12 protein-coding genes and 1 pseudogene are annotated in these 16237 nt (G+C 70.9%); 5 read left to right on the top strand and 8 right to left on the bottom strand.

The window, feature by feature from the left end; all coding sequences use genetic code 11:
• The first annotated feature begins 481 nt into the window (after window positions 1–481).
• Window positions 482–2026, top strand: a complete 1545-nt coding sequence (locus ACFYMC_RS11090; RefSeq protein WP_388522156.1) for an alanine/glycine:cation symporter family protein — start codon at window positions 482–484, stop codon at window positions 2024–2026.
• 257 nt (window positions 2027–2283) lie between these two features.
• A pseudogene (gene nhaA, locus ACFYMC_RS11085) lies at window positions 2284–3555 on the top strand (Na+/H+ antiporter NhaA); the annotation flags it as partial.
• Window positions 3556–3626: 71 nt separating this feature from the next.
• On the opposite strand, the gene ACFYMC_RS11080 reads toward nhaA, so the two are convergent.
• From ACFYMC_RS11080 to ACFYMC_RS11070, 3 genes are all read right to left on the bottom strand, one after another.
• Complete coding sequence (locus tag ACFYMC_RS11080; protein WP_388522154.1) at window positions 3627–4688, bottom strand: PucR family transcriptional regulator; 1062 nt, start codon at window positions 4686–4688, stop codon at window positions 3627–3629.
• An 85-nt stretch (window positions 4689–4773) separates the two neighbouring features.
• Window positions 4774–5340, bottom strand: a complete 567-nt coding sequence (locus tag ACFYMC_RS11075; RefSeq protein WP_388522151.1) for a DM13 domain-containing protein — start codon at window positions 5338–5340, stop codon at window positions 4774–4776.
• Window positions 5341–5433: 93 nt separating this feature from the next.
• The gene (locus ACFYMC_RS11070; protein ID WP_388522305.1) at window positions 5434–7350 is read right to left on the bottom strand and encodes a potassium channel family protein; all 1917 of its coding nucleotides are present in this window, start codon (window positions 7348–7350) and stop codon (window positions 5434–5436) included.
• Window positions 7351–7524: 174 nt separating this feature from the next.
• On the opposite strand from ACFYMC_RS11070, the gene ACFYMC_RS11065 reads away from it, so the two are divergent.
• Window positions 7525–8298: a putative protein N(5)-glutamine methyltransferase gene (locus ACFYMC_RS11065; RefSeq protein WP_388522148.1), complete on the top strand. Its 774-nt coding sequence runs from the start codon at window positions 7525–7527 to the stop codon at window positions 8296–8298.
• A gap of 22 nt (window positions 8299–8320) precedes the next feature.
• On the opposite strand, the gene ACFYMC_RS11060 is transcribed toward ACFYMC_RS11065, so the two are convergent.
• Window positions 8321–8479, bottom strand: coding sequence for a hypothetical protein (locus ACFYMC_RS11060; RefSeq protein ID WP_388522145.1), 159 nt, complete (start codon window positions 8477–8479; stop codon window positions 8321–8323).
• Window positions 8480–8668: 189 nt separating this feature from the next.
• Here ACFYMC_RS11060 and ACFYMC_RS11055 point away from each other — a divergent pair, with 189 nt between their 5' ends.
• Both ACFYMC_RS11055 and ACFYMC_RS11050 read left to right on the top strand, forming a co-directional pair.
• Entirely contained in the window at window positions 8669–10459 is a 1791-nt protein-coding gene (locus ACFYMC_RS11055) for a prolyl oligopeptidase family serine peptidase (protein WP_388522142.1), read from the top strand.
• Between the two features lie 87 nt (window positions 10460–10546).
• On the top strand, window positions 10547–11404 hold the full coding sequence (locus ACFYMC_RS11050; protein ID WP_388522139.1) for an SURF1 family protein: 858 nt from the start codon (window positions 10547–10549) through the stop codon (window positions 11402–11404).
• Between the two features lie 43 nt (window positions 11405–11447).
• Here the strand turns inward: ACFYMC_RS11050 and ACFYMC_RS11045 are convergent, their stop codons facing one another.
• The 4 genes from ACFYMC_RS11045 to ACFYMC_RS11030 form a co-directional block, all read right to left on the bottom strand.
• Entirely contained in the window at window positions 11448–12761 is a 1314-nt protein-coding gene (locus ACFYMC_RS11045; RefSeq protein ID WP_388522136.1) for a hypothetical protein, read from the bottom strand.
• Window positions 12758–13501 (bottom strand): SigE family RNA polymerase sigma factor, encoded by a 744-nt coding sequence (locus ACFYMC_RS11040; RefSeq protein WP_388522133.1) that lies wholly within the window; start codon window positions 13499–13501, stop codon window positions 12758–12760. Before ACFYMC_RS11040 ends, ACFYMC_RS11045 begins: the two co-directional genes overlap by 4 nt.
• 289 nt (window positions 13502–13790) lie before the next feature.
• Window positions 13791–14870 carry an aspartate-semialdehyde dehydrogenase gene (locus ACFYMC_RS11035; RefSeq protein WP_388522130.1) on the bottom strand — a complete coding sequence of 360 codons (1080 nt, stop codon included), beginning with the start codon at window positions 14868–14870 and terminating at the stop codon, window positions 13791–13793.
• Window positions 14867–16141: an aspartate kinase gene (locus tag ACFYMC_RS11030; RefSeq protein ID WP_388522127.1), complete on the bottom strand. Its 1275-nt coding sequence runs from the start codon at window positions 16139–16141 to the stop codon at window positions 14867–14869. Before ACFYMC_RS11030 ends, ACFYMC_RS11035 begins: the two co-directional genes overlap by 4 nt.
• Window positions 16142–16237: the final 96 nt, after the last annotated feature.

The following is a 16237-nucleotide window of genomic DNA, read 5'->3' as shown; positions in this document are numbered from 1 at the left end:
ATCGAGGCCGTCCCCCGTTTCCCCCCTTGACCATCCTTGCAAGGGAAGCCAACTGGGCGCATTGCCGACCTCCGGCAATCTTTATGCACTCCACATGCCGACCTCGCGGCCCCACCCCACCCCGAACGTGCACCGCTAAGCGGACGTTTAGTCGCAAGCCGTTCGCTCAGCTGAACCTCAGATCCGGATAACGATCGAGTCACCGGCCCTGGCGTTCTCGGGCCCGCGGGACCTCCCTGTGATCCACGTCACTAAAGATCACGTAAGGGGCGTGCTATGAATGCGCAACTCCGTTTCGGCACCACCCCTAGCTCACGGACGGAGCCGCCGGCACGCACCGGCTCAGCACGACCGGGGCAGAGGTCCGAGTCCGCGGACCAACGCCCTCAGAGTCGCCGATCGGACAACGGCGTTCGCTCAAGCCCGCACTCACACCGACGCACCGCACTGCGCCGGTTCTGCGCCATCGAGGTAAAGCCTGATGTCACTCGACTCCATCACCAGCTCCGTCGACGAATCCGTCAGCGGTCTCTTCGAGCCCATAGCCAAATGGCTCGGGGACGTCGTCTTCTATTCCGTGTCCGTGGGGGGCACCGATCTTCCGCTGATCGTCGCCTGGCTCGTGGTTGCGGGTCTGGTCTTCTCCGGCTGGTTCGGACTGGTCCAGATCCGCAAGTTCCGGCTCGCCTTCAACGTGGTGCGCGGCAAGTACGACGAGAAGGGGTCGGCCGGTGAGGTCAACCACTTCCAGGCACTGACCGCAGCCGTCTCCGGCACCGTCGGACTCGGCAACATCGCCGGTGTCGCCGTCGCCGTCTCCATCGGCGGACCGGGCGCCACCTTCTGGATGATCCTCTGCGGCCTGCTGGGCATGGCGACGAAGTTCGTCGAGGTGACCCTCGGTGTGAAGTACCGAGAAGTCCACCCCGACGGCACCGTCTCCGGTGGCCCCATGCACTACCTGCCCAAGGGCCTGACCGAGCGCTTTGGCGCCCGCGGCAAGTCCCTCGGCAAGGTCCTCGCCGTGCTGGCCTCCGCGATGATCCTGTTCTTCGGCCTCTTCGGCGGCAACCTGTTCCAGGTCAACCAGTCCTACGCCCAGCTGGTCTCCGTGACCGGCGGTGAGGACGGCGCGATCGGCTCCTCCGCCGGCGCCCTGTTCTTCGGCCTGCTGATCGCCGCCGTCGTCGGCATCGTGCTCCTCGGCGGCATCCGCTCCATCGCCTCCGTGACCAGCAAGCTGGTCCCCGCGATGGCCGGCATCTACGTCGTCGCCTGCCTGACCGTCATCCTGGTCAACGTCAGTGAGCTCCCCGCCGCCGTCTCCACCATCATCGAAGGCGCCTTCAACCCTCAGGGGGTCGCCGGTGGTGTGCTCGGTGCCCTGATCATCGGTTTCAAGCGGGCCGCCTTCTCCAACGAGGCCGGCCTGGGCTCCGCCCCGATCGCGCACTCCGCGGTCAAGACCAAGCACCCCGCGAGCGAGGGCCTGGTCGCCCTGCTGGAGCCGTTCATCGACACCGTCGTGATCTGCACCATGACCGCCCTGACCATCGTCATCGCCAACCCGGCGAGCTGGGTCGAGGCCCGCAAGGGCGAGTCCATCGGTGGCGTCACGATCACCTCCGACGCCTTCGGAACCGTGCTCCCCTGGTTCCCCTACATCCTCACCATCGCCGTGCTGCTGTTCGCCATCTCCACGGTGCTGACCTGGGGCTACTACGGACTCAAGGCCTGGTCGCACCTCTTCGGCCGCAGCAAGGCCAGTGAGACCACCTACAAGGTCCTGTACACGGTGTTCGCCGTCGCCGGTTCGCTGCTCACCCTGCAGACGCTGATCGACATGGCTGACGCGGTCCTCTTCATGCTGGCCGTCATCAACATCATCGGCCTGTACCTGCTGGCCCCGCTGGTCAAGCGGGAGCTGGACAGCTTCCTGGCGTACGTCCGCCGCCGTGACGCCGGCCAGGAGGAGCCCGCCGAGGACTCCGGACAGGACGAGGACCCGGTCAAGGCCTCCGTCTGAGCCGGGCAGTCTGACCCACGCGGTACCCCGTGACGGGCGGGTCCGTCCGTAGCCGAACCGGCTACGGACGGACCCGCCCGCATGCGTTTGAGCAGGTGAGGAGTCCCCTGGTGCGTCCGGCAGGGGCAAGCTAGGGTGAGGGACGACGCGTCAGGACGGCTGGAGGGGCAGCGATGACGCAGGGTGTGCCGGGAAGTCTGGTCGGCGTTTAGGGGCCGTGTGCCCATTCCCACCCATGCCCCGGAGGTACCTCCCTCATGGCCGCAAATCGCCAGCGCACCGTCCTCGGCCTCCTTCCCTGGCCCGAGCGCCAAGCCGTGACCGAGGCCCTGCGCACCGAAACGGTGGGCGGGCTCGTCCTCCTCGGTGCGGCCGTCGTGGCACTGATCTGGGCGAACACCCCGTTCAGCGACGTCTACGAGCAGATCCGCGACTTCCACTTCGGGATAGCGGCACTCGGCCTCGACCTCTCCGTCGGACACTGGACCGCCGACGGCCTGCTCGCCGTCTTCTTCCTCGTCGCCGGCATCGAACTCAAGCGTGAGCTCGTGGTCGGCGAGCTGCGCACCCCCGCCACCGCCGCGCTACCGGTCATCGCCGCCGTCTGCGGCATGGTCGTACCGGCCGGTCTCTACGCCCTGACCGCCGCCGCCGGAGGCGGCAGCCCCGACGGCTGGGCGGTCCCGATGGCCACCGACATCGCCTTCGCCCTCGCGGTCCTCGCGGTCATCTCCACCCACCTGCCGGCCGCCCTGCGCGCCTTCCTGCTCACCCTGGCCGTGGTGGACGACCTCGGCGCCATCCTGATCATCGCCGTCTTCTTCACCTCCGACCTCAACCTGTGGGCGCTGGGCGGAGCCGTCGCCGGACTCGTCGTCTTCTACCTGCTCCAGCGCTTCCGCGTGCGCGGCTGGTGGTGGTACGTGCCGCTGGGCATCGCCATCTGGGCGCTGATGTACAACGGCGGCGTCCACGCCACCGTCGCGGGCGTGGCCATGGGCCTGATCCTGCGCACCACCCGCGACAAGGGGGAGGACTCCTCCCCGGCGAGCCGGGTCTCGCACCGGATGCACCCGTTCTCGGCGGGCGTCGCGGTCCCCCTGTTCGCCCTCTTCGCGGCCGGCGTCAGCGTCTCCGGCGCCGCCCTCGCCGAGGTGTTCACCACCCCCGAACCCCTCGGTGTGGTGATCGGCCTCGTATTCGGCAAGATCATCGGAATCTTCCTGGGTACCTACCTCGCGGCCCGCTTCACCCGGGCGCAGCTCAACCCCGACCTGGCGTGGGCCGACGTACTCGGCCTCTCGGTGCTGGCCGGGATCGGCTTCACGGTCGCCCTCCTGATCGGTGAGCTGGCCTTCCCGGGGCAGGAGGTCGGTGAGCACGTCAAGGCCGCCGTCCTCATCGCCTCCCTCACCGCGGCCGTCCTGGCCACCCTGGTACTGCGCCGTCGCAACCGCGTGTACCGCAAGCTGTGGGAGGAGGAGAACGTGGACGCCGACGCCGACGGCATCCCCGACATCTACCAGCGGGACCTCACCTCCGAAGCCGCAGCACCCGGCCGCACCGGAACGGACGCCCGGACCGTAGGCGCACCGCCCCCTCAGGCACCGGAGCCGGGCCAGCCCAGCAACCGGGCACCGATCACCGCGGTCTGCAGGGTGTACCGGTGGCGGGGGTCGGAAGGATCCGCCTGGGTGAGGGTGTGGATGCGCTCCAGGCGATAAGTCAGTGCCCGCACACTCAGACTGAGCCGGCGCGCCGCGTCCGTCGCCACACAGCCGCTGTCGAAATAGGCGTTCAGGGTGTCGATCAACGGCTGCGCACCGCCGCGGGCCTGCCGCAACGGGCCCAACATGCTCTCCACCAGATCCGCCATGGCCTGCCGGTCGCGGGTGAGCACCGGGTACACCAGCAGGTCCGAAGCGTGCAGCACCGGCCCCTCCAACGCCATCCGCTCCGCGAGATCCAGCGCGTTGAGGGCCTCCTCATAGGAGTGGACCACCCCGCCCGCCCCCGGATGGGTCCGGCCGATCGCGACCCGGCCACCGTCCGTAGCCGCGTACGCCTGCTTCGCGAAGTACGCCAGGACCTCGGGCTGGTCACCCGGCGCCACGCAGAGCAGCCTGCCGTCCTTCGTGGTGAGCAGGAGGTTGCGGTTACCGAAGCGGGCCAGGACCGACGCCTCGATGGCCCGCGCCACGGGATATCCGTCGCCGTAGGGCTCGGCGCCCTGCGCCACCGCCACCGCGTGCGCCTGCGAGAGGCGCAGCCCGAAGCGTTCGGCGCGCTCCGCCAGGCGACCCGGGTCGGTACGCCCGTACAGCAGGTCGTCGATGAACTCCCGGCGGGCCGCCTCCTGCTGGCGCACGGCCAACCGCTGCGCCCGCTCATAGCCCTCGGCGAACGCGTCCACGGCGAGCTCGACGGCCTTCAGCAGGTACCCCGCCTCACGCGCCGGCACCTCAGGCTGTACTTGCTGCGCGGCAGTCAGGTGCGCCCGGATCAGGGATCGCAGCCCCAGACCGGCTTCCGCCGCCCGCTCCCCTTCGGTGCGGCGCAGCTCCAACTCGTCGCGGGTGAGGCGGCGGCCCGCGGCACAGGCGTCGAGAAGGATCCCGGCGTACCCGGTCAAGTACTCCTCGACGTGCTGCTGCTCAACCACGGCTCTCCCCCGATCCGAGCGCGCCCCGCGCGCGCCGACGACAGGGTCAGCCTGGCACGGGCCCGCACGCCCGGAACAACCGGCGTCAGGCCGCGGCCAACTCCGCGGCGCCGAAGGAGACGTCGAAGCGGTCGCACCAGATGGTGACGCTGGTGTAGGCGGACACGTCCACGTCGGCGGGGACCGCGTAGTTCTGGTCACCCTTGTTGCCCTTGAGCTTGCCCAGGCTCACGTACTTGCCGTCATCGAAGACCTTCCAACCCGCCTTGCCCTCCTTGACGGGAGCATCGGTCAACCAGACCCGCAGGTCCGGCCCGTTGCTGGTGTCGAGGTCCTCCAGGCGCAGCGTGTGCGAACCGTCGGCCAGGCGGATCAGCTTCACCGTGCCCGAGGTGCTGTGCTCGTGGCTGATCAGCGAGCCCTGCGTGAGGACTTCCGGTCCGGCCGGAGCCGGCGCCGCGGAGGAATCCGAGGTGGGCGGCTCGGTGCCGGCGCCGGCCGGGGTGTGCACCACGGTCGGCAGTGCCTCCTCGACCGTTTCGTCGACGAAGAGCTTCCACGGCTGGAACCAGTACAGGCCGACGCCCAGCACCACGGTCGCCGCGACCAGCACCCCGACCCACTTGCGTCCGCGCCGCTTGTGCTCTTCCACGCCTGCTCCTTCGATTCGACCGGGTCCGTCCGACGTCTGCATTCAACGCCGTGGGACCCGCACACGGCCATACCTACCGGGGTGACGAATCCCTTACGTCACCGCCGCCGGCCCGCCCTCCCCCGCCAGCCGTCCCTGCCGGCGGCCGAGCAACTGGGCCAGACCCCGCCGGGTGGCCGCGATGAGGACCCGGTCCTGTGGTTTGAGGACGTAGCCGGAGTGCAGGTCCCACACCAGTCCGGAGGACTTCACCCGGTCGTCGGCCGGCGCCGCCGACAGGTCCGGCCGCCGGTCCTCCGGGGCGGCGGTGTCCAGGGCCAGCACCCGCCAAGCACCGGGACGGAAGGACTCGGCGATCGTGCGGCCCTCCAACGGTGCCAGACCCGCCACCTCCACGGCGGCGAACAGCAGGACCCGCCGTTCCACCGGAATCGCGCCCAGCACCCGCCGCCCCATCATCGCCCCGGCGAAGGCGGGCGCCGCGAGGTGGGTGACGCTGCGACTGCGGGTCAACGCCGCCGGATGGGCCGCGCGCAGCGTGCGGAAGACGGCGGTGGCAAAGTCGTCGTCGTACAACCGCATCGCCACCCGCACGTCGGGACGCACCGATCTGGCGTACAGCGTGGCCTCCAGGTTCGTGGTGTCCACGCTGGTCAGCGCCAGTAGGGCGTGGGCGCGGTGGATCCGGGCGGCCTCCAGCACCCCCTCGTCGGTGACATCGCCAAGGACGACGGGCACGTGCAGCCGGCGGGCGAGGGCAAGTCCGCGCGCCTCCGGGTCGGATTCCACGCACACCACCGGAATATCCAGTTCCCGCAGCCGGGCCAACACCCGGGTGCCGATCTTTCCGAGCCCGAGCAGCACGACGTGTCCGGACAGCCCGCGCGGCGGGCGCCGCAGGACCGTAGCGGTCCGAAAGGCCCCGAAGCCTTCGAGGGCCGCCGCCACCAGCACCGGCAGCAGGAGCAGGCCCACGAAGCCAGCAAGGATCTGGAGGAGTTGACGCTCGGTCTCATCCTCCAGCGCCGGGTCGTTGATGGCGAATATGTCGAGCAGGGTCAAGTAGGCGGCGTGCAGCGGGGACTCACCGGAAACCAAGGTGGATGCCGCCGTCAGCGCGGCGACGGCCCCCACGATGCCGGCCAGCGACCAGTTCAGACGTCGCGAGAACAGTGAGGAAACCGGCAAGGACACCGGGCTCAGGCGTCGACCGGACACCGCCGGGCGGTCATGCGCCACCGCTTCCAGCGCCACGATGCCACGCCCGGTTGCCGCCGCCACCGCCCGGTCATCGGGCAGCAGTTGCGGGCCGCGGTCCCCGCTGAGCTCCGAACCCTCGCTGCCAGCGGGATCGTTGGAGGTCGAGGACAACAAGGCCAATGTGCACAGGCCCGGATCGGCGACCCGGCCGCTGCGCGGCGGGGTGCGTTCCACCGCACGCAGCAGCAGACCGTCGGCCTGCACCACCTTGCTGGTGCCGGCGATCGCGGAGGCCGCGAGTGCCGGTGCGGCCGTGTCCGCGTCCGACAGCACCGTCGTCGAGGAGTCCAGCTCGCGCAGGTCGATGCCCGGCTCCGCGACGATGGCGGCCTGGTCCAGCAACTCCTCCAGGTGTTGGCCCAGTTTGCGGTTGTAGAGCCGGATCACCAGCCGCAGCCGCGGATTGAGCCGCCGAGCGACCAGTGCGGCCCGCACGTTGGTCTCGTCGTCCTCGTAGACCAGGGCCAGTGCCGCGGCACCCGTCACCCCGGCCCCGGCCAGGGCCTCCTCGTCGGGCTCGGGCGCCTCCAGAACCCGAAGTTCCCGCACCGCCGGGCGCTCCCCGGCAGTCGACCTCGTCCGCGCCATCGGCACCCGCCCGAAGAGCCCGAAGCTCCGGGGCCTGGTCCGCCCCGCCCGGGGCTGCGGATCACGCGCGGCCGGCACCACCAGGGTGACCCGCTCCTGGTACACGTCTCGGAGTTCGGCGGCGAGGCGGTGGGCCAGCCCGTCATCACCACAGACGACCATCCGGCCTGCCCCATCGGGCTGTTGGTAGTGCGCAGCTATCGTAGACACGGCCACAGCATGCCGTGCCCGGCGATCATCGCGGTGCTCGCGGCCTCGGCACGACAGTCGGAGTGAACCCCATGCCGCGGCCCGCGGGGTCCATGACAAGGCCCGCATTGTTCTAACGTGGCGGCCATGACGGAATTCGACGCCCTCGTGGGCGCTCTCCGGGCCGCCGGCTGCGTGTTCGCGGAGGAGGAGGCGCGGCTGCTGACACAAACCCTGGCACCGGGGGCCGCCTTGGCGGCGGGGGTGCGGCGCAGGGTCGCCGGCGAGCCCCTTGAGCACGTCCTCGGCTGGGCCGAGTTCTGCGGGGTGCGACTGGCCGTCGACCCGGGTGTGTTCGTGCCCCGGGTGCGTACCGAGTTCCTCGTCCGACAGGCGGGAGCAGTCCTGACCAGCCGAAACGTATTGGTGGACCTGTGCTGCGGAGCTGGTGCGGTGGGAGCCGTCCTGGCCGGCGAACATCAGGTGGAGTTGCACGCGGTGGACCTGGAGCCCGCGGCGGTGCGCTGCGCCCGCCGGAACCTGGCGGGCATCGAGGACGCCCGGGCGTACCTCGGGGACCTCTACGCCCCGCTGCCCACACGGCTGCGCAACCGGGTGGACGTGCTGGTGGCGAACGCCCCCTACGTGCCCACTCAGGAGATACCGCTGCTGCCGCCGGAGGCCCGCTTGCACGAGCCCCGGGTGGCACTGGACGGCGGCGTCGACGGGCTCCGGATCCAGCGGCGGGTGACCGCCGGAGCACGACAGTGGCTGGCGCCGGGCGGGCACCTGCTGATCGAGACGAGCGGGCGGCAGGCCGAGCACACCGCTTCGGCCATGACCGAAGCGGGCCTCGCCCGGGTACGCGTACAGCAGGACGAGGACCTCGGCGCCACCGTGGTCATCGGCACGGCTCCCTGAGACGGAGCGGGGCGGCGGGGCGTCAGCCGCGCTTTTGCTGCGACCTCTGCTGCATGCCGCGGGTCTTGGCCGCCACCGACTTGATGTCGCGGACCGCGGCCTTGCCACGTGCCTCAGCAGCGGCGATCTTGGCGCGCTCCGGGTCGGGCTGGGACGAGTGGCTGTGCGCCTTCTTGGCCATAGGTCCGTCTCCTCTCCGGCGGAGGTACCTTCCACTGTCCCTCCGGCGCCGCGGCGCGGCATCTCGGGCACCGGCACGCCCGCCGGGCCATGGCAGAAACCGCGGGTGCCGATCGGCTCCACCACCTCACCGCGGGCCTCCTCGGGACGGACAGCGCCAGGTGGCACGGTGGTGGGGTTGGATGGGGCCATGACTGACGCTGAAACCATGCCCGACTGGGAGAAGCGCTTCCGGGCGCCACGCGTAGGGCTGCCTGACTGGGCGGAGGACGCCTCCGATCGCGCGCTGTTCGTCTCGAACGCGACCGGCACCTACGAGCTGTACGCCTGGGACCGGTCGACCGGGACGCAGCGACAGGCCACCGACCGGCCGAACGGGACCACCGACGGGACCCTCTCCCCCGACGGAGAATGGATCTGGTGGTTCTCCGACACCGACGGTGACGAGTTCGGAGTGTGGATGCGCCAGCCCTTCTCGGGCGGCGCGGACGAGCCGGCGACACCCGGCCTGGCCCCCTCCTACCCGGCGGGGCTCGCGCTGGGGCGGGACGGCACCGCGGTGGTGGGCCGGTCCACGGACGAGGACGGCTCGACCATCCACGTGGCCGTGCCCGGGGCGGAACCGGTGGAAATCTACCGGCACGAGGAGTCGGCCGGCGTGGGCGACCTCTCCCACGACGGCACCCTGATCGCGATCGAGCACACCGAGCACGGCGACGCGATGCACAGCGCGTTGCGCGTGGTGGACCTCGCGGGCGCCACCGTGGCCGAGCTGGACGATTCCAAGGGCGGCAGCAAGGAGCTCGGTCTGGAGGTTCTGGGCTTCGCTCCGATCCCGGGTGACGCCCGGCTCCTGGTGGGGCACCAGCGGCGGGGCCGCTGGGAACCGATGGTGTGGGACGTGTCGACCGGCGAGGAGTTGGAGCTGGCGATCGATCTGCCCGGCGACGTCAGCGCCGAGTGGTACCCCGACGGTTCGGCGCTGCTGGTCGAGCACGGCTTCGAGGCGCGCAGCGAACTGTGGCGCTACGACCTGGCCTCCCGTCTCATGGAGCGGGTCGCGACGCCGGCGGGAACGGTGTCCGGTGCCACCGCACGGCCCGATGGCACAGTCGAGTACCTGTGGTCCTCGGCGGCCCAGCCCTCTGCCGTGCGGTCCACGACGGGCCGCTCCGTCCTGGACCCGCCCGGGCTGAAGGCCCCGGCTTCCGTCCCGGTCGAGGACGCCTGGGTGGAGGGACCCGGCGGGCGCATCCACGCCCTCGTGCAGCGCCCGACCGGCGCCGAGGGCCCGTACCCGACCGTCTTCGAGATCCACGGGGGACCGACCTGGCACGACAGTGACGCCTTCGCGGCGACCCCGGCCGCCTGGCTGGACCACGGTTTCGCGGTGGTACGGGTCAACTACCGGGGTTCCACCGGCTACGGACGCGAGTGGACCGACGCCCTCAAGCACCGGGTCGGCCTCATCGAACTGGAGGACATCGCGGCGGTGCGGGAGTGGGCCGTGGCCGCGGGCATCGCCGACCCTGCCCGACTGGTGCTCTCCGGCGGCTCCTGGGGCGGCTATCTGACGCTGCTCGGCCTCGGTACCGAGCCGCGGGCGTGGGCGGTCGGGCTGGCCGCGGTGCCGGTGGCGGACTACGTCGCCGCCTACCACGACGAGATGGAGGCGCTGAAGGCACTGGACCGCACCCTGTTCGGTGGCACCCCGGAGGAGGTCCCGGAGCGTTTCGCCGCGTCTTCCCCGCTCAGCTACGTGGACGAGGTGCGGGCCCCGGTGCACATCGCGGCCGGTTTGAACGATCCGCGCTGCCCGATCCGGCAGATCGACAACTACGTGGCACGGCTGGCCGAGCGCGGGGCGGTGCACGAGGTGTACCGGTACGACGCCGGGCACGGATCGCTGGTGGTGGAGGAACGGATCAAGCAGGTCGCGATGGAGATCGACTTCGTCCGACGCCATCTGCCCACCCCCTGATCCCGCCCGGTCCGAGCCGAGAGTCCCCTTTCACTGGTGGCGGGCCCCGGCCCCGAGCATGACGGTCGGGGCCCGTACGGTGGAGGGGTGCGCCACTTCCTGCTGACCCCGCGCTGGTGGGGGATCAACCTGTTCGTCCTGCTGGCGGTCCCCTTCTGCCTGTTCATGGGGACCTGGCAGCTCGGGCGCTTCGAGGACCGCGTCGAGACGCACCGGGAGGCGAGCGCGCCACGGGAGGGTTCGCCACAGGACGCGCGGCCCCTGGAGTCCCTGCTGCCGGTGACCAAGGCGACCTCGGGACAGTGGGCCAAGGCCTCCGGGCGGTACGCCGAGCAGTTCCTGGTACCGGCGCGGGAACTCGACGGCGAGTCCGGCTCGTACGTGTTGACGCTGTTGCGCACGGACGGTGGGAAGGCGCTGCCCGTAGTCCGTGGCTGGCTCCCGGGTCCCGCCGACGCCGCCGCGTTGCCGGCGCCGCCGGCCGGGCGGGTGGAGGTGACGGGAGCGCTCCAGGCGCCGGAGAACTCCGGCACCGAGGGCGCGCACGCCGGTGGTGGTCTGCCGGCCGGGCAGGTCGGACTCATCAGCGCGGCTTCTCTGGTGAACCTGGTGCCCTACGAGGTCTATCCGGCGTGGGTGACCCTGCCCCAGGCGCCGGCGGACGCGGCCGGGATGCGCGCGGTTCCGGCGGCGGCCCCGCAGAACACCGGGCTGGATCTGAAGGCCTTCCAGAACCTCGGCTACACCGGCGAGTGGTTCGTCTTCGTAGCGTTCGTGCTGTTCATGTGGGTGCGACTGTACCGGCGTGAGGTCGAGGCGCTCAGGGACGCGGAGGCCGGGCTCGACGGGGCCGCAGAGCCGGTGGCCGAGACGGTCCCGGCGGGCGGTGCGGCGGGTTCCCGTGGAGCCGCAAAGAGCGGGCCTGCGGGCGGCAGCTCCTCCTGAGGCGCACTCCCGCACCACGGGCCCGGACGACCGCCCTCCGGCATCAGTCGACCGGGAGCACACCGGTCCGGTAGACCGTGCCGGCGCAGGCGTTCGGGATGACCGCTCTGGCCGTGGGGGCACCGGGCTCCGCGGCGTAGCTGACCGAGACGCTGCCGTCGACCGTTGCCCGGGCGAGGGCCCCGCCCTGCGCTTGGAGGTCCGGTTCCTCGGTGCTGGTCTGGCCGCCGTCGGAGTCCGCGGAGCCACCGACCGTCGCGTCGCCGTCCGTGCCCCCGCCGTCGGCGCCCTCCTCCGGCGTCTCAGCGGTCGGTGAGGGTGCGGGGTCCGGGGTTGTCGGGCAGGCCTGGGAAGGCACCCAGGCGAACTCCACGTCGTAGGACTTCGCCGGACGCAGGATCAGCTGGCTGACTTGTTCCGAAGGGTCCGGCAGGCCGCTGGCCGCGTCTGCGGAGGTGTGGTCGACCACGCTGATCCGGGCGGGGTCGGCGGCACCGGCCGCCGATGCGGTGATCCGGCCGGCGCCACCGACCCGGCAGTCGGAAGCGGAGGTGTTGGTGATGCGGAAGGTTCCATAGACCTTGCCCTCGCCGTTGGGCTCGCCGACATCGACGAAGGCGGTGGCCAGCTGTCCGGCACGACAGACCGGGGACTGAGCCGCCGCTGGCGGCTTGGTGGGCGACGGCGTGCGTCCGGGGGCGGCGGAGGAGCCCGCCGAGGCCTTGGCACCGCCCGGGTGCCCGGGGTCGCGGCCGTGCCCGCCCGGCGCCTTGGAGGGCGCTTCGTCCTTCGCGCTGGCGCTGGGCGAGGGGCTGCCGCTGGCTCGCGGCGACCCGGTGGGCGGGAGCGGGCTCTCGGTGCCGCGCAGGTAGCGGCCCTTGCCGGTGGGGCGCTCCCCACCGGTGCTGCCACGGTCTTGGAGTCCACGGCTGGCGAAGGAGCGTCGGTCGTCTCCGGAAGCGGAGGACTGGGCGAGGCGGACGAGGGCGGGTACCGCCGCGCCGACGAGCAGCACGGCAGCGGCGGCCCCCACCACCAGTTGCCGTTTGCGGGCGCGGCGGGCCGGGATCGCGTGCCGGAGCCGGTCGAGGGAGTCCCGTGCGGGTTCCAGTCCTTCGACGGCACCGTGGAAGAGGTCCCGCAGGGCCGTTTCGTCCAGCTGGGTTCCGGCCGTTTCGCCGGTGGCCCTGCACAGTGCTTCGGCTGACGGCTCGACAGTCTCGGTGGGTGCGTCGGGCGAGACCTCGGTGACCGATCCGGCGAGGGCCTGGGCAGGTGTCTCGACGGCCGCGGAGGCCGGAGTCTCTACTGCCGGCTGCTTCCGGGACTCGTTGGTGGACTTTCCGGCGTCGCTCACGAGGAGGCCTCCATCGCGACCCGCAGTGCCGCGATGCCGCGCGAGCCGTACGCCTTCACCGAACCCAGGGATATGCCCAGCGTCTCAGCCACCTGGGCCTCGGTCATGTCCGCGAAGTAACGCAGCACCAGCACCTCGCGCTGACGGCGCTGGATGCCGCGCATCGCCTTGATCAGTTCCTCTCGCTCCAACAGGTCGTAGGCGCCCTCTTCGGCGCTCGCCATGTCCGGCATCGGCTTGGACAGCAGCTTGAGGCCCAGGATCCTACGGCGCAGCGCGGAGCGGGAAAGGTTGACCACGGTCTGCCGAAGGTAGGCCAGGGTCTTCTCGGGGTCACGCACCCGGTTACGGGCGGAGTGGACCCGGATGAAGGCCTCCTGCACGACGTCCTCGCAGGAGGCCGTGTCGTCAAGGAGGAGGGCAGCCAGGCCGAGCAGCGAACGGTAGTGCTGTCGGTAGGTCGCGGTGAGGTGGTCGACGGTGGTGCCCGCCACCGCGTCAGCACCGTTCGCGCCGCCCGCGCCCGACGTGCCGGTCCGTGTCACGCCGAGGCGTCCGGGTGCGGTCATCAGACCGCCCTCGACCTGCTCCTGGCAGACGGAGGAGGCTGTTCCGGAAGTGGGTCGGAGCGCGGGAGTGGGTGCGCTCACCGCGCCCGCACCTGCCCTGCGAGAGCGCGGGAGCGCGGGGACGAGGGGGGTGCGCACCGGGATGACTGCCAATTCAAGAACCTCTGCCACGCCGGTGAGACACGCGACAGCCGATCAAGGTTGTACGCGGGTGATATCTCAATCAGATAACCCCGTGGCGCATCGATTCCAGTCACACCCCTGCCCCCCGTTTGCCCCATTTATCCGTGACGTCGCACGGGCGAGATCGCGCAAGGGCGCAAGTGACCACGCAGACGGCCCCACAGCTCTGTGGTCGCAGAGGGTGCGGAACTCTGAAGATCCTACAAAGGGAATCCTCATGCCCTGCATGTGAATAAGGCCACCGGCAGCGCGGACGCACCGGGGCGGGGCGGCCCGGTCAGAGCTCGGCCGCCACCAGCTCCGCGATCTGCGCGGCGTTCAGAGCCGCTCCCTTGCGCAGGTTGTCCCCGCTCACGAAGAACTCCAAGGACCGCACGTCGTCCAACGACCGACGTACCCGGCCGACCCACACCGGGTCGGTACCCACCGCGTCCGCCGGGGTGGGGAACTCACCCGTAGCCGGATCGTCGACCAGGACCACCCCGGGCGCAGCCGCGAGGAGTTCGTGCGCGGTCGCCGCACTCACCTCGCGCTCGAACCGGGCGTGCACGGTCATCGAATGGCCCGTCACCACGGGCACCCGGACACAGGTCACGGCGACCGGAAGCTCCGGCAAGGCCAGCAGCCGGCGTGTCTCGGCGCGCAGCGAGAGCTCCTCGGAGGACCATCCGTCCTCCGCCAGATCCCCCACCCAGGGCACCACGTTCAACACCAGCGGCGCCGGGAACGGCCCGGTCTCCTCGCCGACTGCCCGCCGCACGTCGCCCGGTTGCTCACCCAGCGCCGTACCCGCGACCAGGGCCAGCTGCTTACGGAGCACGTCCACGCCGGCACGTCCGGCCGCGCTCGCCGCCTGGTAGGAGGAGACGGACAGAGCGGCGAGCCCGTACTCGGCGTGCAGGGCGCCCACGGCTCCGATCATGGACAGCGTGGCGCAGCCGGGCCCCGCCACCACGCCCCGCGGGCGAACCCGGGCCGCCGTGGGGTTGATCTCGGGCACGACCAGCGGAACCTCCGGGTCCATCCGGAAGGCCCCGGAGCGGTCGACGGCCACGCAGCCGCGGGCGGTCACCACCGGCACCCAGCGTGCCGATACCTCCCGCGGGGTGAGGAAGATGACGACGTCCCCGGGGCCGAAGCCGTCGAAGGCGTCCTCGGTGAGCGCCATGACCTCCGTATCGGCCCCGCGAACCCCGAGCACCCGGCCCGCCGAGCGGGCCGAGGCGATCAGGCGTATCTCACCCCAGACGTCGGCCCGCTGGGACAGGATCGGAAGCAGGACCGTGCCGACGGCGCCGGTGGCGCCGACCACGGCGAGCGCCGGGGCCGGCCGGCCGCCGCCGGCGTCGGTGTTCATCGGCCGGTGCCTCCGTAGACGACGGCCTCGTCGCTGTCGGAGTCGAGCCCGAAGGCGGTGTGTACGGCCGTCACGGCTTCGTTGACATCCTCGGCGCGGGTGACGACCGAGATGCGGATCTCCGAGGTGGAGATCAGCTCGATGTTCACCCCGGCGTCGGAGAGCGCCTTGAAGAAGTCGGCGGTGACTCCCGGGTTGGTCTTCATACCGGCGCCGACGAGCGAGATCTTGCCGATCTGGTCGTCGTAGCGCAGGGAGTCGAAGCCGATGGCGGCGCGCGTCTTCTCCAGCGCCTCGATCGCCTTGTGCCCCTCGGTCTTGGGAAGGGTGAAGGAGATGTCCGTCAACCCCGTGGAGGCGGCCGACACGTTCTGCACGATCATGTCGATGTTGATCTCGGCGTCCGCGATGGCACGGAAGATCGCCGCGGCCTCGCCCGGCTTGTCCGGGACGCCGACGACAGTGACCTTGGCTTCGGAGACGTCATGAGCGACTCCGGAGATGATGGCGTGCTCCACCTGCTCGTCCCCTTGCGGCTTTTCGTTGCTGACCCAGGTACCGCGCAGTCCGGAGAAGGACGAGCGGACGTGGATCGGGATGTTGTATCGGCGTGCGTACTCCACGCAGCGGTGCAGCAGCACCTTGGAGCCGGAGGCGGCGAGCTCCAGCATGTCCTCGGAGGAGATCCAGTCGATCTTCCGGGCCTTCTTGACCACGCGCGGGTCGGCGGTGAAGACGCCGTCCACGTCGGTGTAGATCTCGCAGACCTCCGCGTCGAGCGCGGCGGCCAGCGCGACGGCGGTCGTGTCCGACCCGCCGCGGCCGAGGGTGGTGATGTCCTTGCTGTCGGCGGACACGCCCTGGAAGCCGGCGACGATGGCGATGTTGCCCTCGTCCAGCGCCGTGCGGATCCGGCCCGGCGTCACATCGATGATGCGCGCCTTGTTGTGGACGGAGTCCGTGATGACGCCCGCCTGGCTACCGGTGAAGGACTGCGCCTCGTGCCCCAGTTTCTTGATGGCCATGGCCAGCAGAGCCATGGAGATGCGCTCTCCTGCGGTCAGCAACATGTCGAACTCGCGCCCTGCGGGCATCGGCGACACCTGCTCGGCAAGATCGATCAGCTCGTCCGTCGTGTCGCCCATCGCTGAAACCACGACGACCACCTGGTGGCCGCTCTTCTTGGCATCCACGATCCGTTTGGCGACGCGCTTGATGCCTTCGGCATCGGCTACGGAGGAGCCTCCGTACTTCTGCACGACAAGGCCCACGTGCGCTCCTCGCTCGGTTCGTCCTATTCGAAGGCAGTCTAACCAGCGACCGGAATCCGAACCTCGGGTACCACATCGTGAGATGTGACGTTCATC

The organism is Streptomyces sp. NPDC006879, from assembly GCF_042869595.1.
In the GTDB taxonomy this organism is placed as follows: Bacteria; Actinomycetota; Actinomycetes; order Streptomycetales; family Streptomycetaceae; genus Streptomyces.
This window is presented reverse-complemented; position numbering and strand designations above follow the sequence as displayed.